The sequence below is a fragment of the Campylobacter concisus genome (assembly GCF_015229955.1).
Classification (GTDB): domain Bacteria; phylum Campylobacterota; class Campylobacteria; order Campylobacterales; family Campylobacteraceae; genus Campylobacter_A; species Campylobacter_A concisus_AT.
The window spans coordinates 89,196-112,884 of record NZ_JAAKYZ010000001.1 but is presented as its reverse complement, the minus strand read 5'-3'; the positions used below and the strand labels follow the sequence as shown (position 1 = coordinate 112,884).

23 protein-coding genes are annotated in these 23,689 nt (G+C 36.3%); 7 read left to right on the top strand and 16 right to left on the bottom strand.

Features of this window, described 5'->3' with window-relative positions:
* Positions 1 to 138: 138 nt before the first annotated feature.
* The 3 genes from G6W45_RS00575 (at position 139) to G6W45_RS00565 (ending at position 2,852) form a co-directional block, all read left to right on the top strand.
* Positions 139 to 1,812, top strand: a complete 1,674-nt coding sequence (locus G6W45_RS00575) for a 4Fe-4S binding protein (protein ID WP_194167175.1) — start codon at positions 139 to 141, stop codon at positions 1,810 to 1,812.
* Complete coding sequence (locus tag G6W45_RS00570) at positions 1,805 to 2,518, top strand: TorD/DmsD family molecular chaperone (protein ID WP_194167174.1); 714 nt, start codon at positions 1,805 to 1,807, stop codon at positions 2,516 to 2,518. Before G6W45_RS00575 ends, G6W45_RS00570 begins: the two co-directional genes overlap by 8 nt.
* A 91-nt stretch (positions 2,519 to 2,609) precedes the next feature.
* Positions 2,610 to 2,852, top strand: coding sequence for a DUF6803 family protein (locus tag G6W45_RS00565; RefSeq protein WP_346265356.1), 243 nt, complete (start codon positions 2,610 to 2,612; stop codon positions 2,850 to 2,852).
* A gap of 75 nt (positions 2,853 to 2,927) precedes the next feature.
* On the opposite strand, the gene G6W45_RS00560 is transcribed toward G6W45_RS00565, so the two are convergent.
* From G6W45_RS00560 to gltX, 6 genes are all read right to left on the bottom strand, one after another.
* A complete protein-coding gene (locus G6W45_RS00560; protein ID WP_194167173.1) occupies positions 2,928 to 3,608 on the bottom strand; it encodes an MqnA/MqnD/SBP family protein in 681 nt (226 codons plus the stop codon).
* The gene (locus tag G6W45_RS00555) at positions 3,605 to 3,877 is read right to left on the bottom strand and encodes a barstar family protein (RefSeq protein ID WP_103609438.1); all 273 of its coding nucleotides are present in this window, start codon (positions 3,875 to 3,877) and stop codon (positions 3,605 to 3,607) included. The genes G6W45_RS00560 and G6W45_RS00555 overlap by 4 nt, the downstream gene beginning before the upstream one ends.
* Positions 3,874 to 4,380, bottom strand: coding sequence for a ribonuclease domain-containing protein (locus G6W45_RS00550; protein WP_107686252.1), 507 nt, complete (start codon positions 4,378 to 4,380; stop codon positions 3,874 to 3,876). Before G6W45_RS00550 ends, G6W45_RS00555 begins: the two co-directional genes overlap by 4 nt.
* Before the next feature lie 9 nt (positions 4,381 to 4,389).
* Positions 4,390 to 5,016: a uracil phosphoribosyltransferase gene (upp, locus tag G6W45_RS00545; protein ID WP_194167172.1), complete on the bottom strand. Its 627-nt coding sequence runs from the start codon at positions 5,014 to 5,016 to the stop codon at positions 4,390 to 4,392.
* An 83-nt stretch (positions 5,017 to 5,099) separates the two neighbouring features.
* Positions 5,100 to 6,353 (bottom strand): malic enzyme-like NAD(P)-binding protein, encoded by a 1,254-nt coding sequence (locus G6W45_RS00540; protein ID WP_054196129.1) that lies wholly within the window; start codon positions 6,351 to 6,353, stop codon positions 5,100 to 5,102.
* Entirely contained in the window at positions 6,350 to 7,729 is a 1,380-nt protein-coding gene (gene gltX, locus G6W45_RS00535; protein ID WP_194167171.1) for a glutamate--tRNA ligase, read from the bottom strand. The genes G6W45_RS00540 and gltX overlap by 4 nt, the downstream gene beginning before the upstream one ends.
* 70 nt (positions 7,730 to 7,799) lie before the next feature.
* Here gltX and G6W45_RS00530 point away from each other — a divergent pair, with 70 nt between their 5' ends.
* Both G6W45_RS00530 and G6W45_RS09895 read left to right on the top strand, forming a co-directional pair.
* Complete coding sequence (locus G6W45_RS00530; protein ID WP_151227342.1) at positions 7,800 to 8,630, top strand: peptidylprolyl isomerase; 831 nt, start codon at positions 7,800 to 7,802, stop codon at positions 8,628 to 8,630.
* 181 nt (positions 8,631 to 8,811) lie between these two features.
* A complete protein-coding gene (locus G6W45_RS09895; RefSeq protein WP_194167170.1) occupies positions 8,812 to 9,132 on the top strand; it encodes an ATP-binding cassette domain-containing protein in 321 nt (106 codons plus the stop codon).
* A 28-nt stretch (positions 9,133 to 9,160) separates the two neighbouring features.
* Here the strand turns inward: G6W45_RS09895 and yedE are convergent, their stop codons facing one another.
* The gene (yedE, locus tag G6W45_RS00520) at positions 9,161 to 10,219 is read right to left on the bottom strand and encodes a YedE family putative selenium transporter (RefSeq protein ID WP_194167169.1); all 1,059 of its coding nucleotides are present in this window, start codon (positions 10,217 to 10,219) and stop codon (positions 9,161 to 9,163) included.
* Positions 10,220 to 10,353: 134 nt separating this feature from the next.
* Between yedE and G6W45_RS00515 the strand changes: the two genes are divergently transcribed.
* Positions 10,354 to 11,553 (top strand): molybdopterin molybdotransferase MoeA, encoded by a 1,200-nt coding sequence (locus G6W45_RS00515; protein ID WP_194167168.1) that lies wholly within the window; start codon positions 10,354 to 10,356, stop codon positions 11,551 to 11,553.
* 18 nt (positions 11,554 to 11,571) lie between these two features.
* Complete coding sequence (locus tag G6W45_RS00510) at positions 11,572 to 12,573, top strand: TerC/Alx family metal homeostasis membrane protein (protein WP_194167167.1); 1,002 nt, start codon at positions 11,572 to 11,574, stop codon at positions 12,571 to 12,573.
* Between the two features lie 119 nt (positions 12,574 to 12,692).
* On the opposite strand, the gene G6W45_RS00505 is transcribed toward G6W45_RS00510, so the two are convergent.
* The 9 genes from G6W45_RS00505 to G6W45_RS00465 all read right to left on the bottom strand — a co-directional run bounded on the left by G6W45_RS00505 (position 12,693) and on the right by G6W45_RS00465 (position 23,472).
* A complete protein-coding gene (locus tag G6W45_RS00505; RefSeq protein ID WP_084041661.1) occupies positions 12,693 to 13,256 on the bottom strand; it encodes a MotE family protein in 564 nt (187 codons plus the stop codon).
* A complete protein-coding gene (locus G6W45_RS00500) occupies positions 13,256 to 13,678 on the bottom strand; it encodes a flagellar export protein FliJ (RefSeq protein WP_021090542.1) in 423 nt (140 codons plus the stop codon). Before G6W45_RS00500 ends, G6W45_RS00505 begins: the two co-directional genes overlap by 1 nt.
* Positions 13,675 to 14,925 (bottom strand): adenylosuccinate synthase, encoded by a 1,251-nt coding sequence (locus G6W45_RS00495; protein ID WP_084041659.1) that lies wholly within the window; start codon positions 14,923 to 14,925, stop codon positions 13,675 to 13,677. Before G6W45_RS00495 ends, G6W45_RS00500 begins: the two co-directional genes overlap by 4 nt.
* A gap of 2 nt (positions 14,926 to 14,927) precedes the next feature.
* On the bottom strand, positions 14,928 to 15,794 hold the full coding sequence (locus tag G6W45_RS00490; RefSeq protein ID WP_107858462.1) for an ATP phosphoribosyltransferase regulatory subunit: 867 nt from the start codon (positions 15,792 to 15,794) through the stop codon (positions 14,928 to 14,930).
* Positions 15,794 to 19,885: a diguanylate cyclase domain-containing protein gene (locus G6W45_RS00485; protein WP_194167166.1), complete on the bottom strand. Its 4,092-nt coding sequence runs from the start codon at positions 19,883 to 19,885 to the stop codon at positions 15,794 to 15,796. Before G6W45_RS00485 ends, G6W45_RS00490 begins: the two co-directional genes overlap by 1 nt.
* Positions 19,886 to 20,031: 146 nt before the next feature.
* Positions 20,032 to 20,661, bottom strand: coding sequence for an NAD(P)H-dependent oxidoreductase (locus G6W45_RS00480; protein ID WP_103560518.1), 630 nt, complete (start codon positions 20,659 to 20,661; stop codon positions 20,032 to 20,034).
* A gap of 93 nt (positions 20,662 to 20,754) precedes the next feature.
* Positions 20,755 to 21,777: a selenide, water dikinase SelD gene (gene selD, locus G6W45_RS00475; protein ID WP_194167165.1), complete on the bottom strand. Its 1,023-nt coding sequence runs from the start codon at positions 21,775 to 21,777 to the stop codon at positions 20,755 to 20,757.
* Positions 21,774 to 22,373: a sulfurtransferase-like selenium metabolism protein YedF gene (gene yedF, locus G6W45_RS00470; protein WP_021090823.1), complete on the bottom strand. Its 600-nt coding sequence runs from the start codon at positions 22,371 to 22,373 to the stop codon at positions 21,774 to 21,776. The genes selD and yedF overlap by 4 nt, the downstream gene beginning before the upstream one ends.
* Before the next feature lie 151 nt (positions 22,374 to 22,524).
* Positions 22,525 to 23,472 (bottom strand): formate dehydrogenase subunit gamma, encoded by a 948-nt coding sequence (locus tag G6W45_RS00465; RefSeq protein WP_085657804.1) that lies wholly within the window; start codon positions 23,470 to 23,472, stop codon positions 22,525 to 22,527.
* Positions 23,473 to 23,689 lie beyond the last annotated feature (217 nt).

Genomic DNA, 23,689 nt, shown 5'->3' with positions numbered 1-23,689 from the left:
GTTAGTTTTACCAAGCCATGATTTTAACATAAAAAATATTATAAATTAAACCTTAGAGCAAAAAGGAACATATAAAATTCAGAGTCTATTAATCCCATTAATATTAAAATAAGCCTGTTTTTGATAATAGGAGAAATTATGAAAGAATTTGGCTTTTATAACGATTTTGACGATACTTTAATGCTAAATGAACAGATAGAAATAAATAACGAAAAGGAAGAATATTTAGTTTCTAACTCGCCAAAGCTTAAAGCAAACATTATCGCACCTGAGATAAATTTTTATCTAAAAAATACAACTGCAAGCGTCTTAGAAAAAGCTAAAAATACACTTTTGCTTTATGAAGCAAGAGCAACTGCATTTGACATGGCAAAGGATGTTGATTACGAAAAAGAAGTCGGCAAAAATGTCGTAATAGTAAGCAACTCAGGCCGTGAGGAGTTAGCAAATTTATTAAAAGAAAATGGCTATAAAGTCATTGAATTAACGCATTTTGAAGTGAAATTTATTTATGGCGCAGCTGGCGAGCTTAGCGTTTTGATACTTAGAGCAAATGACGAATTTGAGGTCGATTGTGACTTTTTCTTGGTTGAAAACGCAAGGGATTATATGCTAAAGCAAAGCGGCTGTTACGAGATAGCTGGGCTAGAAGATAAAGCTGTTCTTAAAATTTTAAATGAAAAAACTCCAAAATTTAAGTACAAAAGCCTAACTCAATACGATTCTTCGATCTGTCAATACCATGAGCGAAGAAATGAAATTTGTGGACGCTGTGTCGATGTTTGTCCAACTGTGGCCATTTTAAAAGAAGACGAGACAAAGCATCTTGTTTTCTCACAAATCGATTGTGTAAATTGTGGTAACTGCATTAGCGTCTGCCCTAGCGGATCTCTTGACTCTACACTTATGCCACAAAACTCATTTGCTACTATTGCCAAACTTTACAAAGGTAAAATTCCACTAATAATCTCTAATGAAACAAATTTAGACGAGCTAAATATAAGCCTACCTGAAAATGTCTTGCCTTTTTTTATATCAGCACCGCATATGTTAAATCAAGCGCATCTTCTTACATTGCTTCAAGAAAGTGGTGCGAGTGTGATTTTATTTAGCAAAACTCTTGGCAAAGGCGAAAAAGACGCCATTAGCATCTTAAATCAAATTTATGAGCTTAAATTTAAAGAGATGGCGATCTATCACGCTAAAGATAAAAACGAGCTTGAAGAATCACTCAAAAAAGCAAAATTTATAGCTGACTCACAACACACGATAAACGAATATGCCTTACCAAAAAGAGAAATTTTTGCAAAAAGGCTCGAGTTTTTAGTAGGTAGCGAAGATCTTGGCGTAGTAAAAAGCGGCGAGATGATAAGATACGGCGATGTCAAGATAAACACTGATAGCTGTACACTTTGTCTAAGTTGCGTTGGCGCTTGTAACGTAAGCGCGCTAGTGGCTGATAAAAAGACAAATTCGATTTTATTTAATCCAAGCGTCTGTACAGCTTGCGGATACTGCGAACTAAGCTGTGCTGAAAAAGATACCATAAGCCTTGAAGTTGGAAAAATTTCTCTTAAGCCTGGGTTTTTTACATATAATGAGCTAGCACGAGATGAGCTTTTTGCCTGTGTTGAGTGCGGAAAAGAGTTTGCGACTAAAAAAGCGGTCGAAAAGATCGCAACTATAATGCAACCAAGATTTGGTAACGATAGGGTCAAGATAAAAGCGCTTTACTGCTGTGCTGACTGTAAGGCCAAACTAATGGTTCAAGCCCAAATAAACGCGATGAAAGAGGATTTATTAAATGGATAAAAACATCATAAAAGCAAGATCATATTTTTACGAATTTCTAGCATATCCTATGTTTTTTTACACAAATGATGAGAAATTTTCAAGGTGGAAAGAGCAGTTAAGATACTTAAGCGCAAATCCTTTGAGCGAGGATAGTGATGCTGCGTTTAAAAATTTAGATAAATTTAGCTTTGAAGAATTTTCAAAAGAACAAAATGACGTTCTTTTTGGCTTTACAAATATCCCTTTAAGTGCCTCATTTTATGAAGAGGGCAGAGATAACGGAGCAGCTAGGCTTAGGGTTATTGAATGTTTAAAACTAAGCCCATATAGACGTGATAGCGAGCTTTGCAAAGATAGTGAGGACTACGTTGGATTTATATTTTTAGCGATGGCTACATTTTTAAAAGATGAGTTTGATGATGCAAAAAATATTAGCAATAAGCTCTTTGGCGAGACTTTAAATTTATTTGTAGATGAGTTTTCTCAGCTACTTTCAGCTCACAAAGAGGCAAATTTCTTTAAATCATATACTATTATTTTAAAAGATTTCATCGATCTTGAACGCTCTATACTAAACGTAGAAGCACCAGCTAAGCCAAAAGGCGATAGTGTCGCTATGGCGGCACTTAAGAAAGAGCCATTTCAAAGCAAGATGCCAACATTTAAAACCAAGCTTCATTGGGAGGAATTTTCTCCAGTCATCTCACACGAGTTTAAAGACTAGCTTAAATTTACTCTTAGCTTAGGCTTTGAGTAAATTTATATCTTCTTAAATTTTGTAGCTATCTTGCCATCTATGTGTAAATTTTTATCTTATCGGCGTCATCCCACTTCTTAGCATAGCCCTTTTAGAGCTAAATTTGATCTATAAAAACGCAAGCAAAAAGGTAAGGCTAAAGTTTCACTTTTGCCTGCTCATATTCTTTTTAATCGTCGGACACGTCGCTATGATATTTGTCATGATTGATCCCACCATAACTGGCTACAGGGCTAATGAGGGCGCGATGAACATGCATATATACGATCACCACAAAATGATGATAAATATAAAAATATAAGTAATGATAACTCAACTAATATACATCATAACTAATTTTTATAGCTTTTAGCGCCTGCCAAGAAACTATAAAAATTTAATTCTTTTTTGCTGCTTTTAATAGTCTATTTTCTTTAAAAAATTTTCGGAGTGATTTTTGCTCTTTTGCACCGATCTTGTAGCTTATAAATTTAAGATACCACTTAATGTCTTGCTCGTTTATGTCGCGGCTTTTAGCATACTGGGCTAAGATATAGTTTGGGATCTTTACGTTTTTTTGTAAAAATTTTACGACCAGTTTTTTGTAGAACGAGCCATTTTTTACGTAAGAAAATCTACCAAAAACAAATGGCAAATTTGTCTTTTCGTGCCAAATTTTACCAAGGTCATAAAAGCACTCTTTGCCCTCACTCAAGTATGCCTTTAGCGCCCTATCACCTATGATCACCTCACCATTTAGCTTAAGCACTTTGGCTAGGGCGTTTGAGCTAGCTGAGGCAGGATCTGGTTTTGGGGCTGAGTTTTTGCGCACAAGCACACTTTTTACTTCTTTTTTGGCGACTATTCCAAAATTTAGTTTCTTTAAATTTGCCTTTTTGCTAGCTATGCTTGAGATCACCGCAGCATCGATCTTTCTGGCATTTAGTGCCCTATTTAGCTTACTTGGCAAGCCCTTTTTAAACTCGATCGCCTTTTTTATCTGAGAGCTTAGTGGGGCTGATTTTAAAAATACGTGAAATGGGAGTAAATTTAGGTAATCGATCTTTCCAAATATCATTTTTCATCTTTTACAAGCTCAAATTTAACTAGCGCGTTTTCACTGCAAACATCGCGAAATAGCTGGGTTAAGCTCTCTTTTGTGGCACTATCCAAAGCATTTTCGTTTTTTAGCTTTATAAGCGTTGGCTCATTTATCTCACAAAGGCAGTCAAAGAGCGCGTCTAAATTTTTGCCGTAGTACTCTGGTAGGTCAAATTTCTTAGCAAAATACTCATGCATTTTTTCTTTTTCGAGCATCTTTTTAGCATCTAAGATCACGCTTTTCATTGCATCCTCTTCTCATAAAGCAGGTAAAAATGCTCGTAGTGATCAGGCGTATAGTAGATAAGCCCGTCGTTTGAATATAAAATTCTCTCAGCGCCGCGTCTGCCACCATTATAATTTACATCGCACTCAAACCACTTTCTACCATCAGCCTCAGGCAGTCTCTTTTCTCTGTTTGAAAATCTATCTCCGCCGATACTTTTGCCACCACTTATCTGCCATAAATTTCCACTTTTTGCATCCCAGCCAAGATCAAGTGCCTCTTTTTTGGTTATGAAATTCTTTGGTAGCTTGTTAAATTTATAGATATAAAGAGCAACCTCATCTTTTGAGGTGTATGAGCCGTTTTCTGCGAGACTCTGGCTCTTTTGTCCCTCTTTGTTTAGTTGCTCAAGTAAAATTTGAGCATTTTTATTTGCTTCACTACCATTATTTGAAAAGAAAAAAGTGCCAACAATAATAGCAATGATAAAGGCGACTAAGGCTGGCAAAAGTCTTTTGTTCAAATTTTGCCCTTAAAGCGTGTTAAAAACTCTATCGCCAGCATCACCAAGACCTGGAACGATGTAGTTTTTCTCGTTTAGTTTTTCATCAATCGATGCCGTATAGACCTCGACATCTGGATAAATTCCACTAAATCTCTTTAGCCCCTCAGGAGCAGCGATGATAGAGATAAATTTGATCTCTTTAACGCCCTTTTCACGCAAGAATTTGACCGCATCTATCGCCGTGCCGCCAGTTGCAAACATAGGATCGATGATGATCGCCATGCGCTCTTTTGCGTCTTTTGGAAGCTTTGCGTAGAAAAACTCAGCCTGCGCTGTCTCTTCGTTTCGCTGAAAGCCCAAAAAGCCCACGCTTGCATCTGGGATGATGGTAAAGACACTATCAAGCATGCCAAGTGCGGCCCTTAAAATAGGGCATATCATCACCTTTGTAGTAAGCCTTTTTGCATCTGCCACCGCAACTGGAGTTTGGATTTTTACATCTTTTACTTTTAAATTTCTAGTCGCTTCAAAGATCATAAGATAACTGATCTCATCAACTAGCATGCGAAACTGAAAAGGTTGGGTGTTTTTATCACGTAGAATGGTTAATTTATGCTCGATCAGTGGGTGTGAGATGAGCTTCACGTTTTGCATTTTTTATCCTTAAATTTACTATTTTTACAGGGTTTATCTTTACAAAATGCCAAAAGAGTTTAGCCCAAAATTTGGGCTAAATTTTAAAATCCTTTTGCAAGCTTGGCTTTATAAGCCTCAACATCAAAATCTTTTACTCTCGCTACACCATCTTCAACCGCAGCTTTTGCAACTGCTGGAGCAACCGCTGTTAGCACACGTTTATCAAATGGTTTTGGGATGATGTACTCTTTGCCAAATTTTAGCTCGCTAACGCCACTTGCTTTTAAAACTTCAGCTGGCACTGGCTCTTTTGCAAGCTGCGCAAGCGCTCTAGCTGCAGCCATTTTCATATTTTCAGTGATCTTTTTAGCTCTAACGTCAAGCGCGCCTCTAAAGATAAAAGGGAAACCTAAAACATTATTTACTTGGTTAGGATAGTCACTTCTGCCTGTGCCCATCATAACGTCACTTCTTACAGCCTCAACGTCCTCTGGATAAATTTCAGGCACTGGGTTTGCCAAAGCAAAGATGATAGGCTCTTTATTCATTGACGCAACCATCTCTTTTGTAAGCACACCAGGCTTAGAAAGACCTAAAAACATATCAGCGCCCCTCATCGCATCAGCTAGAGTTCTATCCTCAGTTTCAAGCGCAAACTCTACCTTTTCAGGCGTTAGGTCTGTTCTTTTTGAATGAATTACGCCCTTACTATCTATCATCACGATGTGTTTTGCACCAAGTGCTTTATACATCTTAGCGCACGCTATGCCAGCTGCGCCTGCGCCGCTAACTACGATCTTTATCTTTGAGATATCTTTGCCAGAAATTTCCATCGCATTTATCATACCAGCACTTGTTATCATAGCTGTACCGTGCTGATCGTCGTGCATTACAGGGATATCGACTGCTTCTTGAAGCTTTCTTTCTATCTCAAAGCACTTTGGAGCACGGATATCTTCTAAATTTATACCGCCAAATGTCGGAGCAAGAGCCTTGCAAATTTCAACGATCTTATCAGGATCATGCTCATCTAGCTCGATGTCAAAGGCATCAACGTTTGCAAATTTTTTAAATAAAACTGACTTTCCTTCCATAACTGGCTTACCAGCGATAGCGCCTATATCGCCAAGTCCAAGAACAGCTGTGCCATCGGTGATAACGGCTACTAAATTTGCTTTATTTGTATATTTATAAGCTAGTTCATTATCAGCTTCTATCTCTTTGCAAGGCTCTGCAACACCCGGTGTATAGGCCATTGAAAGGTCTCTTGACGTCTCGCAAGGTGTCTTTACCTTTATCTCGATCTTACCACCTATGTGGTAGTTTAGTGCTTCTTCTTTAGTTACATGTGTCATTTCTCTTCCTTTAATAAATTTTGTATTCTATTTTTCGTCTCGCTACTGCCCACTACTTCAAGCACCTCAAATATGCTTGGGCTCACGCTTGAGCCAGTTAGCGCTATTCTTAGAGCCTGAGCTAGGTCTTTTAGCTTTAAGCCATTTTGCTCTAAAAATTTATTTGTTAGCTCCTCGTAGCCCTTTGCGTCAAGGTCACGATCTAAAATTTGAGCAAATTTAGCCAAATTTTCTTTACTATTTTCATTTATAAATTTAGCCCAAGCTTTCTCATCGTAGCTTTTTGGAGCGTTGATGATCGTGTTTGCGCTATTTGCCATTTCGATTAATGTCTTTGATCTCTCACGGAGCGAATTTAGCAGTAGCTCGCCCTTTACCAAAGCCTTAAAATCAACGCCAAACTCAAGCATATCGTGCGCTAGCCTCTCGTAAGGCAAGGTCTTGATGTAGTGAGAATTTAGCCAGTCAAGCTTTTGAGCATTGTAGGTGCTTGAGCTTTTGTTGATATCGTTTGGATTAAAGTATTTAAGCATATCATCGATAGTAAAAATCTCATCATCGCCGTGGCTCCAGCCAAGACGAACGAGAAAATTTAAGAGCGCTTCAGGCAGGTAGCCCATCTTTTTATACTCCATAACGTCAGTTGCGCCGTGTCTTTTGCTAAGCTTTTTACCATCCTCTCCGTTTATCATAGCGACGTGATAAAATTTTGGTACCTTAAAGCCAAGTGCTTCGTAAAGAACGATCTGTTTTGGGGTATTTGAAAGGTGATCATCACCACGGATGACGTCTGTTACGCCCATTAGTGCGTCATCTATCACAACCGTGAAGTTATAAGTTGGTGTGCCGTCGCTTCTTGCGATGATGAAGTCGTCTAATATGTCTTCAACCTTAAATTTAACCTCACCCTTTATGCCATCATGTATGACGATTTCGCCACTAAGTGGGGCTTTGATACGGATGACTGGCTCGATGCCAGCTGGAGGCGTGCCTTTAAAATCTCTATATCTATTATCATATTTTGGGCGCTCTTTTCTAGCCTCTTGGCTAGCTCTAAGCTCTTCAAGCTCGTCCTTGCTCATATAGCATTTATATGCCTTGCCTTCTTCAAGTAGTTTTTTAACATACTCTTTGTAAAGATCAAATCTCTTTGACTGATATGTCACTTCGCCGTCGTGATCTAGCTTGCACCAAGCAAATGCCTCTTTTATGGCTTTCGTGGCTTCTTCTGAATTTCGTTTTAGGTCAGTATCTTCGATGCGAAGTAAAAATTTTCCATTATTAGCTCTTGCGTATAAATAATTATAAAGGGCTGTCCTAAGTCCGCCTATATGTAGGTATCCAGTAGGCGACGGAGCAAATCTAGTAACTATCATTTTGTGCCTTATTTTTATGTTATAATTGCCCAAAATTATATTTACTAAATACTTAAATAAAGGTTTTATTATGAAAAAATTGCTCTTTTTGGCTGCTGGCATGCTAAGTGCTTTAAATTTATATTCGGCTCAGATGATAAACGGTATCGCAGCTATTGTAGAGAACGAACCAATCACGCTTTATGAAGTTTATAGCTTGAAAGAGCAGCTAAGAGCTAGCGAACAAGATGCCTTAAATTTACTCATAAGAGATAGACTCGAAGATGCTCAGATAAAAAATTTAAACATTAGTGTAACACCATTTGAGCTAAACGATAGAATAGAATCAATTGCAAAGCAAAATGGTATGACAAATTCGCAGTTTAGAAGCTCTATCCAAGCTCAAGGCATGGACTTTTTGGAGTTTAAAAACAACATAGAAAAAAAGATGCTTCAAGAAAAGCTTTATAAAAGCATCTTGGCTGAAGCTGGCAAAAATGTAAATGAGCAAAAAGCAAAGATGTATTTTGACGCTAATCCTGATAAATTTAAGGTCTTTAGCACCGCTAGAGTCGTAGTTTATAGAGCAAAAGATCCTGAGCTACTTGAGGCTCAAAAGACAAGTCCGAAGCTGTTAGACGGCGTGCAAACACAAGAGGTTAGTTTGGACTATCAAAGCATAGATCCAAGGCTTGCTGCGATCATCTCAAGCACAAATAACGGTGACTACACACAGCCTTTGCAAGGGCCTGACAGCTTTGATATGTTTTATGTAAAAGAGAAAATAGGCTCATACACTCCAAGCTTTGCAGACGTTAAGGATAATGTTATAAATGAGCTTTATCAAGGTGAGCAAGAAAAACTTATGGCTGATTATTTTGATAAACTCCGCGCAAAAGCAAAGATTCAAATTTTAAGATAACTTCAAATTTAGCCATCTTTGGTGGCTAAATTCTCTCAATAGAATTAAACTTTTTTCAATTTTAACTCCCATAAATATATTTTAGCTTTAGTGTAAGCTACCTAAAAGTAACAAATCTTATCCCAAAAGCCATATTTGGTTAGATCTAGCTTAAGAGAACTCATCTCCTATCCGAACAAAAATGAGCAAAAATGATAGTGAAATTTATAAAATTTTAGCCAGAGTTGGCCTTAGCAAATTTAAAAATTTAGATGAAATTTTAGACTATCCTAAGATAATGAGTGGAGGCGAGGCTCAGAGGCTAAATTTTGCCAGAGTCTATCTTGCAAAGCCTAAATTTTTATTCTTAGACGAGGCAACCTCAGCACTGGATAATACTTCAGCGGCTGAAATTTTGAAAAATTTAAAGAGCGATTTTAAGGAACTTGGCGTGATGATGATCACACATCAACGCGAGCTTTTTGAACTTTTTGATGAGGTGATAGATATAAAAAGTGAGTAAATTTGACTGCAAAAGCAGCCAAATTTAGTTAAGCTTTTTTAGTGAAAAATCCAACGTAAATAGCGTATATAAAGCCGATCGCTACAGCATATGGAGCGTAAGGAGTGATGCCAGCTCCAGAGCTTGCAAGTATGAAGTTATGGCTTATCGCAGCGCCTGCTCCCATGCCTAAAACAAATACTGCTGAGCTTAAATTTCCAGCTCCCATTTGCACTAAATGTTTGCCTGGGCAGCCATAACTTAGGCTAAAGCAAAGACCAGCCAAGCTCATGCCAAGGAAATTCCAAAGGACGTCATTGTGAGCGATAGGTTGAGCTTCAAAGCCAAATTTATATTGCCCAAGAGCTAAATTTGTGATACTTGCAAAAACGATGATAGATACAATGCCATAAAACATTGAAAGATCACGCTCAAAAACTTTGCTAATCGCACCAACCGAGCAAAATTTGCTTCTTTGCATAAAAATGCCAATAACAATGGCGCAAATAAGTGAGATAAAGATATTTGCGTGCTGTGAGCCTGGGCCTTTTTCTGAGCTAAATAATGCACCATTATCGCCAAGTTTTAAGCCAAAGACAAGGGCTATTAAAAGCAAAATAGCAATGATTAATGGCAAAAACGCAACTGGTTTTGTAGTGGCATCATTTTCAGGTATGACGTAACCATTTTTCTTAAAAAATCGTCCAACAAAAACACCAGCAAATAGACCGACAAGACCAGCAATAGCAGTCATATCTCCGCCACCAAGTCGTAAAAATGCTCTCCATGGGCAGCCCAAAAAGATAAGGCAACCAATCATAGCAAACACGCCTAAGAAAAATCTAGAAAATGCCGCACTGCCTGATACTGGAGTGAAATTTCTACTCCAAAGCATACTTGCTAGAAAGCCTCCGATAATAAGACCTAAAATTTCTGGCCTTAGATACTGCACGACCTTGGCTTGGTGAAAGCCAAGAGCACCTACGCTATCCCTTAAAAAGCAAGCCGCACAAACGCCCATGTTTGCTGGGTTGCCAAAATAAACAAGCACTGGGCCAAGAATGCCAAGGCTTGCACCTGCGATGATGTAAAGCACTGTTTTATTCATGAATTTTCCTGTGTATAGGGTAAAATCAAACTGATTTCTTAAATGGCATTTTAATAATCATTAAATAAAACAAAGATTAATTTTTTAAGAGCGAAATGGATAGAATATGCAAAAATTTCATAAAAAGGATAAAAATGAAAGATTTTATGAGTTACGCAGATAGCCTAAAAATTCTAAAAGATACAATAAATGCGTGGGAAAAGGTCGAAAAAGTAGCCATCACGGACGCACTTGATAGAAATATCGCCTACGACGTGACAGCCACTGAAAATTACCCAGCAAAGCCGGTTTCAGCGATGGATGGATACGCTTTTGCCTTTAAAGATGGCCTAAGCGAGCTTGAGCTCATCACAGACCTGCCCGCTGGAAGCGACAAAGGACTAGTTATAGAGGGTAGTAAATGTGTAAAAACTTTCACTGGCTCACTAATGAGCGAAGGCACTGATACTCTTGTGCCGGTAGAAAATGTCGAGGTTAACGGCTCAAAAATACTCATCAAAAAGAGTGTGCCAAAGGGCTTTGCTGTGCGCGAAGTGGGGGAAAGTTACAAAAAAGGTGAAATTTTAATAAAAAAAGGCGCTCGTCTAAGCTACGCTGAGATAGCACTTCTTGCTGAGCTTGGTGTCTTTCACGTAAGCGTTTTCATACGCCCAAGAGTGGCGATACTAGCGACTGGTAGTGAGATAAAAGACCTTGGCGAGCCATTAGAAAATCCAGCACAAATTCACAGCTCAAACCACGTAGGGATCGCTATGCAGATACGCAAAATGGGTGCGGAGCCGATCCTTTGCGAGATCGTAAGAGATAAGGCCGAGCTTGTCGAAAAAGCGATCATAAACGCACTAAAATCAGCTGATATATTAGTGACGACTGGTGGCATAAGCATGGGTGATTACGACTTTGTAAAAGGCGCTTTAAATGAAAATTTTAGCCTTATCATCGAGGGTGCTGCAATAAAACCGGGCCGTCACATCAGAGTGGCAAAATCAGGTGACAAATATATCTTTGCACTGCCAGGATTTCCGTACTCGGCAATGGTTATGTGTGTGCTTTACGTGAGGGTCCTAATAAATGCGTGGTTTGGTCAAGAAGAGCCAAAGATCACGGCGATAATGGACGAAGACTATAAAAAACGCTCGCCATTTTTGGAATTTACAGCTGTAAATTTAGAAAATCGTGAAGGAAAAAATTTTGTAAATCTAAATGGCAAAAAGCTTGGCAGTTCAGCGATCGTAAATAATTTAACAAACAAAGCTGCACTTTTAATGATCCCAATGGATAAAGAAATTCTTAAAAAAGGCGAGATAGTAGAAGTCTTGATGATGCCTTGTTAAAAATTTTAAGGATAAAAGTTGAACACGTCAGAAATTCAAACAATTATAGTTTTTCTTATAATGGCATCACTTGCCTTTGGAATAGATCTTTTTGCTCATAAACATGATGAGAAAATTTCACTAAAACAAGCTGGCATTTGGTCTATCTTTTGGATAGGAGTTTCGGTACTTTTTGGTATATATTTATATTTTGAGCGAGGCAGCGAAATAGCAAGCCTTTATTTTGCAGGATATGCGCTAGAAAAGTCGCTCTCGGTAGATAATCTTTTTGTGATGATGGCGATTTTTTCATGGTTTAATATACCTGAAATTTATCGCCACAGAGTGCTTTATTTTGGCGTTATAGGAGCTATGGTATTTAGACTCATCTTTGTAGCCGTAGGTACGATGCTTTTTGCCATCTCGCCTTGGATGGAGCTAATATTTGCAGCAATAGTCGCATATAGTGCTGTAATGATGATAAAAAAAGATAAGTGTGATGAGGATATAAAAGATTATTCAAACCATATAGCCTATAGGGCAGTTTATCGCTTCTTCCCAGTTTTACCGCAGCTTTTCGGACATAGTTTTTTTGTTAAATTTAGCGAAATTTCTAAACAAATTTCAGATAGTCAAAAAACTACTCTTAACGATCAAATTTTAAGACTAAAAGCCACTTGGATAGCAACACCGTTATTCTTGTGCCTTTGCGTGATTGAGCTAAGCGATGTGATATTTGCTTTTGATAGCGTTCCAGCCGTCATTGCTGTGAGCAAAGATCCTGTGATTGTTTATTCAGCAATGATATTTGCGATACTTGGGCTAAGAACGCTTTATTTTGTACTTGAAGCACTCAAAAATTTTTTAAAATATCTAGAAATTTCTGTGATCGTGCTTTTATTTTTTATCGCAGCAAAGCTAGCTGTAAATGCGACTGCTCATATCTTTCATATCGGTTTTGAAATTTCTGCACAAATTAGCCTTTTTATCATTCTAGCCATTCTTGGAGTTGGGGTCTTAGCAAGCTTGATTAAAAAATAGCTACCACAAAAGTATACAAGCTAAAGTTAGGCAAGCTTAAAATTAAGAATTTATAAGCATAGAGCTTTATGTTTGGTGTCTAAATTCTTTAAAATTTTGCTTGCTTGTGCAAAAATTTATTACTGTATATTTATGCTACCGGCTGGGGTTGGCATATCGCCTTTCTCATCAGCAAATGGTGGCCCTTTTTGAAGTAAAGTGGTGATCTCGGATGCTACTTTTGGATCCATTTTTGCCATTATAGTTGATATCTTTTTGGCATCAAGAGCATAAAGTATGGTAGCCGCATTTGATCTAGGCATTTTAGAGAGCACCTCAGCCGCCGCGCCATCTTTCATCTTAGAATACGACTCATTGACTTTATCACTAGTCATTGTGCGAAGTTCTTTTAAAATTTTCTCATTTTTGGCGACCACTTCATCGATCTCTTTGCGTTTTTGCTCGATCACTTTCATTGTCGCATTTAGATCAGCTTCTTTTTTGGCAAGCTTTTTATTATTTTCTTCATAGGCTGCTGCCGAGCTTGCGCGAAATACCTCTAAAGCTTGGCGCTGTTCATCTATGATCTCAAGTTCCTTTGAAATTTCTTCTTTTCTAGCTTCAAAAATTTGCGTACAATCAACTGGCACTTCAAAACAAAATGCAAAATTTAAAATAATAAAGAATAATAAAACCGCTCTCATCACAACTCGCTCTTAGTTGTAAATTTCATCACCGCAAACTCATCAAGCGCAAGTGCTTCGGCCTTTTGTATGCGTTTTATCTCTTTTTTAAACTCTTCTTTTTCTAGATATTTCATCTTTTCGTACTCTAAATTTGCATTTTTATATTTATGTTCGTAATGCGAAACCTCTTTTTTAGCTATTTCAAGGCTCTCTTTGCAGGCATTTAACTCTTGCCTTGCTATCTTTATAAACTCTAAATTTTCCTTTAGCTCGCCTATATTGCCACTTTTTGGTAAGCAAAACTCCTCAAGCCTTGCTCTTAAATGTACTAAATTTTCTTCAAAATTTCTTACATTAAGCCTAGCAACGGCAAGCTTTGCCTCTACCTTATCCATCTCTTGTTTTTTTACGCGGACGATAGAGGTAAATTTGCTTTTCATCTAATGATCGTATCGCTTCTTTCAGGGCTTGTTGAGATATAGCCGATCTTTACGCCAGTTAGCTCTTCTATTCGCTCGATATAAGCTCTTGCATTTGCTGGCAGATCTTCATATTTGCTTATGCCTTTTACGCTATCCCAGCCTGCAAGTTCTTCATAGATAGGAGTTGCATTTTCAAGATCTGTTGGCATATAATCGATAGTTTCACCATTATATTGATAAGCTTTGCAAATTTTTACCACTTCAAATCCGTCAAGCACATCAAGCTTCATAAGCGCATAAGTATCGACACCGTCAAGCCTTGAAGCATATTTTACACTCACAGCATCAAACCAACCACAACGTCTGCGGCGGCCTGTTGTTGTGCCAAATTCCTTACCGATATCGCACATCTTATCGCCGCTCGTGCCTTTATCTTCTGTTGGGAAAGGACCAAAGCCAACACGAGTCGTATATGCTTTTATGACGCCTATTACTTCACCGATTTCTTTTGGATTTAGCCCAAGACCTGTGCAAGCACCTGCACTTATGGTATTTGAGCTAGTTACGTATGGATATGTGCCATGGTCGATATCTAAAAGCGTGCCCTGAGCGCCTTCAAGTAATACCTTTTTATTTTCATCAAGTGCCTTCCACACTAGGTTTGTAGTATTTGCGATAAATGGAGCCAAAACCTCTTTATATCTTTTTAGCTCTTCAAGCAATTCATTTTCATTAGGAATTTTTACACCAAGTGCGTCAAATACGCATTTGTTTGTCTCAAAATCATGCATCAAAGCATCGCACAAACGCTCTGGTTCAAGTAATTCGCCTACTCTGTGACCGCTTCTACTTATTTTATCAGCATAAGTTGGTCCTATGCCTTTGCCAGTCGTACCGATAGCCTTTTCACCCTTTAGTCTCTCTTTTGCTTGATCGATTTGGCTATGGTAACTTAGATTTAAATGTGCTTTATCGCTAATATAAAGTCTTCCCTCCAAATTTTCAAACTGTGCCATTTCAGTGATTAATACTTCTGGGCAAACAACAACACCATTGCCAATGATGTTTATGATATTTTTATGCAAAATTCCACTTGGAACAAGGTGAAGCGCGTATCTAACGCCATCAACCCAGATCGTATGACCGGCATTATGACCGCCCTGTGAGCGACAGATCATGTCATAGTTTAGTCCTAGCATATCAACTATCTTGCCTTTACCCTCATCACCCCATTGAACTCCAACTACTAAATCAGCCTTTCTCATTCTTACTTCCTTAAATTAATTTTTTCTTCTATCAATGCATCTGTATAAACAGCAAAACCACTATTTATTTTTCCGTCTATTTCGTAGCTACCACCACTTGCTATTATGCTGTTATTTCTTAAAAATCTAAAAAATAAACTATCGTAATATCTCATTTTCGAGTAATATAGCGGAACTATTCTTAAATTTTTATATTCTAAAGCGCTGGCTAAATTTCTCAAATTTTCAAGCGGCTCTTTTAGTTTACTTGGAGAAATTTTAATCACTTCATCCAGCTCATCAACTGACTTTAAAAGAGCAAGAGCGCTTAGCCATGGAACATTTTGAGATAAAATTTTCTCCATTTGTCCGTTTTCAAAAATTTCAATAGGCACACTTAAAATTTCACAAATTACTCTTGGAATTTGTATATTGCTCACTTGCAAAAATGTATCCATTTTTAGCTCATTAAGAAGCTTTGCTACGATATTTATACTTTTTAAAACATCATTTTCACCGATTAGCTCGGCTCCGATTTGATAAATTTCTTGACTTGGATAGCGAAAGACTGGCTGGATATAAAACCATCTTTTTGATTCGTTTGCCTTTAGCCTTCTAAGCACGATCCTTACAGTATCTACCGTGCTATCAGCTCTTAGGCTTATTTCGTGATTTAGGCTATCGCTAAAACGTAAAAGATTTGTCGCATCTACACTTAAATGCTGGTGATATGAGAAAAATGGCGTTACGATCTCGCTAAAGCCTTCATTTTCTAAAATTTCACTAGCTTTTTGTTCGATCTGTCTCTTTAGCTTTGCGCTACTGGCAAAGTATAGCTTGCTTCCATTTGGGATTTCATGCTCATAAACATTTAAAACATTTTCATTCATTATTTATTCGCTCCACTCAAATTTAGATCATTATCGCATAACAAAATTGCCTCATTAGCTAAATTTATTACGTTCTCTTTATCTATTTTTACAAGGATCGTATCTAAAATTTCAGCTAATTTTTCATTTATTGTTCTGATATCATCTACTTGATTTGCTATTTCGCTTTTTAATTTTTCACTTATTTTTTCATCGCATTTAAGTAAATTTATCAAACGAGTCATAAGCTCTTTTACGCCTACTATTTTGCAAAGCATATTGTAATTCTCATCATCTTGAAAATTTCTTACATTTAGCGGAGATGATAGAGTGAATTTAAATTTGAGCACATCATCCAGGCTAAGCTCTGGCGCAAAGAGCCGTCCCTGAAATCTACTAAAGCCAAATCCAACAAAAATTTCAAGCATGCTTTTATCTTCTAAATTTTTTATCATGACATCAAAATTAAATGTATCTGATACATACTTTATCATGCGTATGGTCTTTAGTGCTTCTACTGAATCAAAAATTTGTTTGCAAAATCTTTTATCTATATTAAATCTATTTGTTTTTAACATACCTAAAGCTTCTACCGAGCCAGAATAAGACGCAAAATCATCAAGCGAAAAGCTAACGCCTAGCTCCTTATAAGCATCGATATATCTAACAACATCATCTAAATTTACACCACTTGCAGAGTCAACGATATCTATGATTAACCCATTAGCGTCTAGCTGCTCATCTTTTAAAAGCTTTTTAAATTTCTCAAAAAACTCAGAAGTCATTAGCTTTTTAATGCATAAATTTACTCTAACTTTTGCATTTATTCCCTCTTTTAGCCATACAGCCCTAGCTTTTAAAGCATCTTTTAGCGTAAATAATGCGATAGCAACGACTGCTTTTGAGCCTTTTGCAAGCGGTAAGAAGTCTGATGGTCTTAATATCTTATCGCCATTTTTCCATCTAATAAATGCCTCAAAGCTACTAACTTCCCCACTTTTTATATCAATCTCAGGCTGATAAAGCAAGAACATCTCGCCAGCATCGATAGCTTCAATGATCTTTGAGTCATCTCTATATTCATTTTTAAAATACGTATCTTTTTTCGAATTAAATACATAATATTTATTTTTTCCATTAAGCTTTGCTTGATACATAGCCCAATCGGCTCTTTCAATTAGATCATCAACGCTAAGTGCATCGCCACTTAAGCTAATACCAATACTTACGCTAAGTTTTTTTTCATCATCAATAGAAATTTTACTCTGGCCCACTCTTAAGATGTTCTCAGCAGTCTCGTAAATTTCTCCCAAATTTTCATAAGGCATAGCACCTATAAACTCGTCCCCGCCTATTCTTGCAAATATTCCTTGTTTTGGAAAAATTTCATCTATTTTTTTTGAAATTTCTATTAGGATTTTATCGCCTACTTGATGTCCGTATCCGTCATTTATCGATTTAAAGTTATCAAAATCGACATAAAAGGCTGCTACTTTTAAGCTTTTTTTCGCTTGTTTTAGCAGATTTTCTAGCTTATTAAAAAGTAAAAATCTATTTGGTAGTCCAGTCAGCGTATCGTGATACGCGATAAATTCGAGATACTCTTTATTGTAGCAATCATCATTTGCGCTTGAAGCTAGTAATATATATCCCTCTTGATCGCCAAACGCGTTTAAAAGCTTACTTATGCTTATAACTTCGAGTCTATTTTTGCTTCGAACATCATGAATAAGACCTTGCCAAAAGCCAGTTATTTGAAGTGAATTTAAAATTTCATCTTTAATATCTTTTAGTCCGTTTTTAAAATTTATTATATCTTTTGAGTAAATTTTCTCTATAAAATTTTTATCTCCAGAAATGTCAAGCGTATCGAAAAAAGCGTCATTAGCATCTATGATCCTAAACTCATCATCAAGCATAATAATTTGCTCTTTTGCGTATGAGAAAATTTTTGCTAAAAGGTCTTGATAAGAAAAAAAGCTATTTTGCACACTAAGATCTTGCATTGTGCCTTTTATGATGCTTGCTTCACCATCATAAAAAGCTATTGCTTTTGCTCTAATCCTTACATAAATAATCTCTTTATCAGCCCTATAAAAACGCACTTCTCCATCATATACTTCACCTTTTTTTATAAGGTCAAAAAAGTCTTTAAAGCTTACAAATTCATCTACAAATATAGTTTTTGCACGTTCAAAATTTATACTCATATCTCCATTTAATGCATATCCGAGCGACTTGGCGATAGCATTTGGGATATAAAGGGTGTCGCTTTTTTTATCCCATGAAAAGACAAGCGCTTGGCTTGCCCAAAGTATGCTTTGAAAATATTTTAATTCAGCATCATATTTTTCTTGCAACTTTGCTATATCACTTAAGTCATTAAAAAAGTAGATGATCTTTTGCTCTTTATCAGCACCATTATCAATAAATTTTACTTTTATTTTAAATGGCGTTTTGTTGTTTTCATTTGTTTGCATATTGGCTACGAGATTTATCTCGCTATTTTTGCTACCTTTTTCAAAGAATTTTTTAGATTCATTAGAAATATTTACAGCAAACTCATCTAAACTTTCAGGGCTTATTAGATCTTTTAAATTTATAAGCTTCTTATCTTGTGCGACTTTAAAGACACTATCGATATTTTGCGTACTTCTTACGATAGAAAATGGATCGCTGCTTAAAGCTTCTGCTATTACATTTGGCGATAAAAACGAATAATCATTTATTGCTTCGTTATCCTTTTTCGTAAATTTTCCATCGTCAAGCTCATGTATAAGCATAAAATTTAGCCTAGAATCCCTTAGTTCAATCTGCGACTCTTGTAAAAATCCCTCTTTAGTGCCGCCATCTTTTGTTTTTAGCTTGATTTTAAAACTCATATCGCTATTTTGAGCGTCTTGTTTCATTTGCATAAACAATGCAAAATCGTCATCTATTAAATCATTTAAATTTAGCTCTATAATCTCATCTTTTGTGTAGCCAACAGAAGATAAAAATGCATTACTAGCATCAATAATATCGCCGCTATAAGCATCATAAACTACTATTTTCAAAAAGCTTTGCTCAAAAATATAGCCAAATCTACTTTTGTATTCTTCTAGCCCATCAGTTGCTTTTTTGGTTTCTATCTTTAGCTTGTTTATTCCATTTTTTATATCTTCAAATTCTGTTACATTTAAACTTCGTCTTATCTCGTATTCATCGCCATCTAAAGTATCTCTTACCTCTTTTAAAGCTGGCATTATTCTATTTTTTATAAATTTCACATCTCTAACCCACAAAATTAAAGAAGATATAAAACAAAAGATCGATAGCCAAAATAACACAAACTGCATAAAGATATGAAAATGTTTCGTTGAAGCGGTAATAACAAAAATTTTATACTCTGGCATATAGCTTATGAGATAAAAGCCCATATGGCTTAAAGAAAATATTATTTTATCCTCTTTAAACTCGTCGCCAAGACTCACATAAGGCAAAAACATCGATTCATCAAATTTTTTATAAAACTCATCTCTTGATAAATTTCCATATTTATCTACCAGATAAGCATAAGTTTTGCTTTTATCATCGTAACCTACATTAGTGTAGTTTTGCAAAAATTTTATATCAATTTGAACTAAAATGCTGCCTCCATTTTTTAGTCCATAAGATGCATAAATGTCTCTAAAACGACTGTTTTTATAAACTCGATCTGATACTGTAAATTTTCCAGCATCTGTCTCGTTTAACCTAAGCCGAGATAGATCCTTTTCGGCTATGTTATCAGCACCTAAAAATCTCTTTGAATAGAGTAAATTTCTATTTTTATCAAAAACATAAAAAGCTATATAAAGATCGTTTTTTGTTGAATTTTTATCAAATAGCATATCGCTAAGACCTGCTTCAACCATTTTTGATTTTAAAAATAGATCGTTTTTTATTATAAAAAAGCTATTTGAGATTGATGATTTTATATTTGAATTAGTTGAGCTAAGATCATACTTTATATCGTTCGTACCAGCACAAACTACAAATAATGCTAAAAATATAAATGAGAGTAAAAGTAAAATAGCCTTTGTATAAAACATTTTTACTATTTGAAGGCTGGTTTTTTGTTTCTCAAGCACGATAGACACCTCGTTAGTTTAGGTTTTGGCTCTGATTTTATCCCATTTTTACTTGATTTGGGTTTATAAAGGTAAGTATTTATTTAGAATTTATTGATTTATTTAAAATTGAGCCAAAAATTTATTTAAAATTTGGCTCAAATATCTTAATAGATCCAAGTAACGATATCAGAAATTTCTCTGCGAAGTTTTTTTGGCTGTGGATTTAGGCGGTAGCCAAATGGCACCATGATAGCCACTCTTTGAAAGCTCTCATCAAGCCCCAAAAGTTCATTTAAAGCGTGTCTGTCAAAGCCTTCTATCGGGCAACTATCAATGCCCAAACTTGCAGCTGCATTCATCATATTTGTGGCGATTATCATGCATTGTTCATGTGACCACTGAAATGTTAGCTCATCATCATTTTTAAAATTTGCTAGCAAAAAGTCATGATAAAATTTTTGCCTTGCAGCAATGGCTTCAGGATCTTTGTTGGTATTTCTAGCGATTATTTTATTAACGTAGGTGCTTCCAAATTTTACCTCTTTGATCTTAGCTAAAACGACAACTAAATGCGAGCAAGATGTGATTTGCGCTTGATTCCATGAAAGAGCTTTTATTTTTTCCCTAAGCTCTTTATTTTGAACAACTAAGATATCCCACTGCTCAAGGCCAGTTGAGCTAGGGCTTAACCTACCAGCTTCTAGTATAAAATCAAACTCTCCAGCACCGATTTTTTTGCTTTCGTCAAAAACCTTGCAAGCATGACGAAATTTTAAAATTTCAAGATAGTTCATCATCTCTCCTTTGTAGTTTTTGAAATTATAGAATGGTTAAGTAAATTAAAAGATTTCGCTAACGCAATGGATAGCATGCTATTTTTAAAAAATTTATCTTAAAAATATACCAAACTCGCTCTTTGACACCGCAGAGCCAACGATAGCTGAGTGCTCATAACCTACTTCTTTTAAGCGTTTTACTGCAAGCATCGCGTCCTTTTCGCCAACTGCGAGCAAAAGTCCGCCTGAAGTTTGTGCATCAAATAGCAAAATGTCAGCTTCTTTGTCTATAAAATGTTTTGCAAATTCGCGGTTTTTATAGCTTCCTTCTGGAATAATGCCCATATCTGAAAATTCCTTTGCGCTTGCAATGATTGGCACGTTTTTTTCATAAATTTCAAAACTGATCTTTTCATTTAGCATTTCGCTTAAATGCCCCAAAAAGCCAAATCCAGTCACATCAGTAGCGCCGTAGACTTTGATGCCATCAAGTGCTTTTAATGCATAAAAATTTAGCTGTGCCATAATAGTTGCAGCCTCTTTTATTTGCTCGATGCTTAATAAATCAGCCTTTATTGCTGTACTTAAAATGCCGCTTCCAAGGGGCTTTGTAAGTATCAAAACATTGCCATTTATGGCTGTATTATTTGCCCAAAATTTATCAGGATGCACCCTTCCAGTGACGCTAAGCCCATAATACATCTGCTGTGTCTCAATCGTATGCCCGCCAACGATTATACCGCCGCACTCTTTTACTTTATCGGCTCCGCCTTGCAAAATTTCTCCTAAAATTTCAGGCGCCAAGTTACAACTATCAAAGCCTACGATATTTAGAGCATTTATCACCTCACCACCCATTGCAAAGACGTCGCTTAGGCTATTTGCAGCAGCGATTTGACCGTAAATAAATGGATCATTTACCACAGGCGTTATAAAATCAAGCGTTTGAACAAGTGCAAGATCACTTGAAATTTTAAAAACACTCGCATCCTCGTTAGAATTGGTGCTTGAGAGCAGATTTGGATGAGATAAATTTAAGCTACTAATCGTTTTGTTTAGACCCGACGGGTCAAGCTTAGCAGCTCAACCAGCGGCTCTAACGAACTGCGTAAGCTTTTTGTCGTAGTAGATCATAATTTGATTTGCTCGTGAGTTGAGAGTATATCGATGATCTCATAAGCATTTGAAATTTCGCCAATTGCAAGATCACTTACTAGCTTATAAGCCTCCAAGCAGCTTCCGCAGCTTAAAATTTTAACACCAGCAGCTTCAAGATCTTTAAGCGGCTTAAAGCTTGGATGTGAGCGGTTTGTAGTCATCTTTACAGCGTTATTTACGCAGATTATTATCTTTGGTTTTTTCTCAACTTGAAGAAAAGCTCCCAGGAATTTTGATAGTAAATTTATTCCTACTTCGCCACTTCCCGCGCGCTCTTCATTTAGATAGAGTACTTTATTATTTTTTGGTGTTATGTCGCAGACAAACTCATCAAAATTTGTAAGCTCAAGCGCATTTTTACCTTTTGTAGCTAAAATTTTAGTCTCGTTGCCATTGCTTTCTAGGCTAAATTCTATATTTTGATTTTTTAAAAATCTTGAAATATTTTCTTTTGGGGCTAGTGCATTTACCAAAATTTCTAAGCTTTCACCTTCACTTAAGCCATCAAGTGCATTTTTTGTCATTATGACTGGTTTTGGACACTCTAAATTTCTACAATCAATTGTTGTCATGATTTTTCCTTTTGCAATTAGTATTTCAAACCTTGAAACTAGTTTGGATTATAGCCAAAAAAATATTAATTATTTTAAAAATTTTAATGTATAAATTTGAGATAAAAGAGAGCTTTGACCTCGCTTACTAGCAAGGTCAAAATAAAGTTAATTATTTTAAATTTGTATAAGACTTTTCATAATCAGATACTGGAATTTTATTTTCTCTAACGAGCTCTTGATACCAGTAGTGATGAAGAACATAAACTTCTTCTTCCTCTTTATATCCAGTAATCATCGACCAAATAGCACCATGAATAGCAATAGCTGCCATATAAATATGAACTAAGAAAAATACTGCACATGCAATGCCAAGACAGTTATGGATAATTACGCTGTATCTTAAAAGATCAATTTGTGTAAGACCAAACCAAGAAGCAACCGCTGGCTCTTTGAAGTCCGTAAAATACATAATCGCGCCAGTAATTATCATAACGATACCACCAGGGATAGCGATCCAGTACCATGCTTTTTGACCAGCATTAAATTTACCAGCTGGAACAGGTCTCTTTTTCTTTGATAAATAGCCACCAACTATCATCATCCATCTGATATCATAAATTGCCGGAAGCATTCTCTTTGTCCAGGTAAATAACATAGGAAGCACAGAAATAGCAAAGATCACAGTTGCTGTATCGTGCAAGTATCTACAGAAACGCACAAATGTTCCACCGCCAAGCTCTGCGCCCCACATAATGATGATACCAGTTGGTACTAAAATGATCCATGAGATCGCTGCCAAACCATGAGCTATACGTATAATCAATGAAAAGGCAAATACTTTTTTACCATCATGGCTAAAATGTTTTGGTCCGATGATTAAAAAGTGTAATGCAAATGCTCCAATAACAGCCAAAATGATAGAAAGTGCTGCTATTGCAAAATAATCATTACCTTGGATAAAAGTAAATATCGGCCCCAAACCTTGTTCGTATGGCTTGATATTTTCTATCCTTTCAGCCGCCCAAATGGCACTATTATATTGATTGACGCCAGTTGGTCCTTGAGTTGCCATTGCTGTTACAAATAATGTAAAAAGCAGAGTAAGAATTCTCGTCATTGTAGTCCTTTATGAGTTTGAGCTTAAACGATTTAAGTATTGGTTAAATACGTTAAATCGCATAGCTACGCTATTTTGGTCGCTATTATATCAGAGCTAATCACAAGCAAACCTTAGCAAAAAAGATTACTAAAAATTTTATAAAAAATATTTAAGCTTTGTTAACTTTTAGAGTTTTTTGATCTGAAAATTTAGCTAAAATAAAGCCAAAATTTAG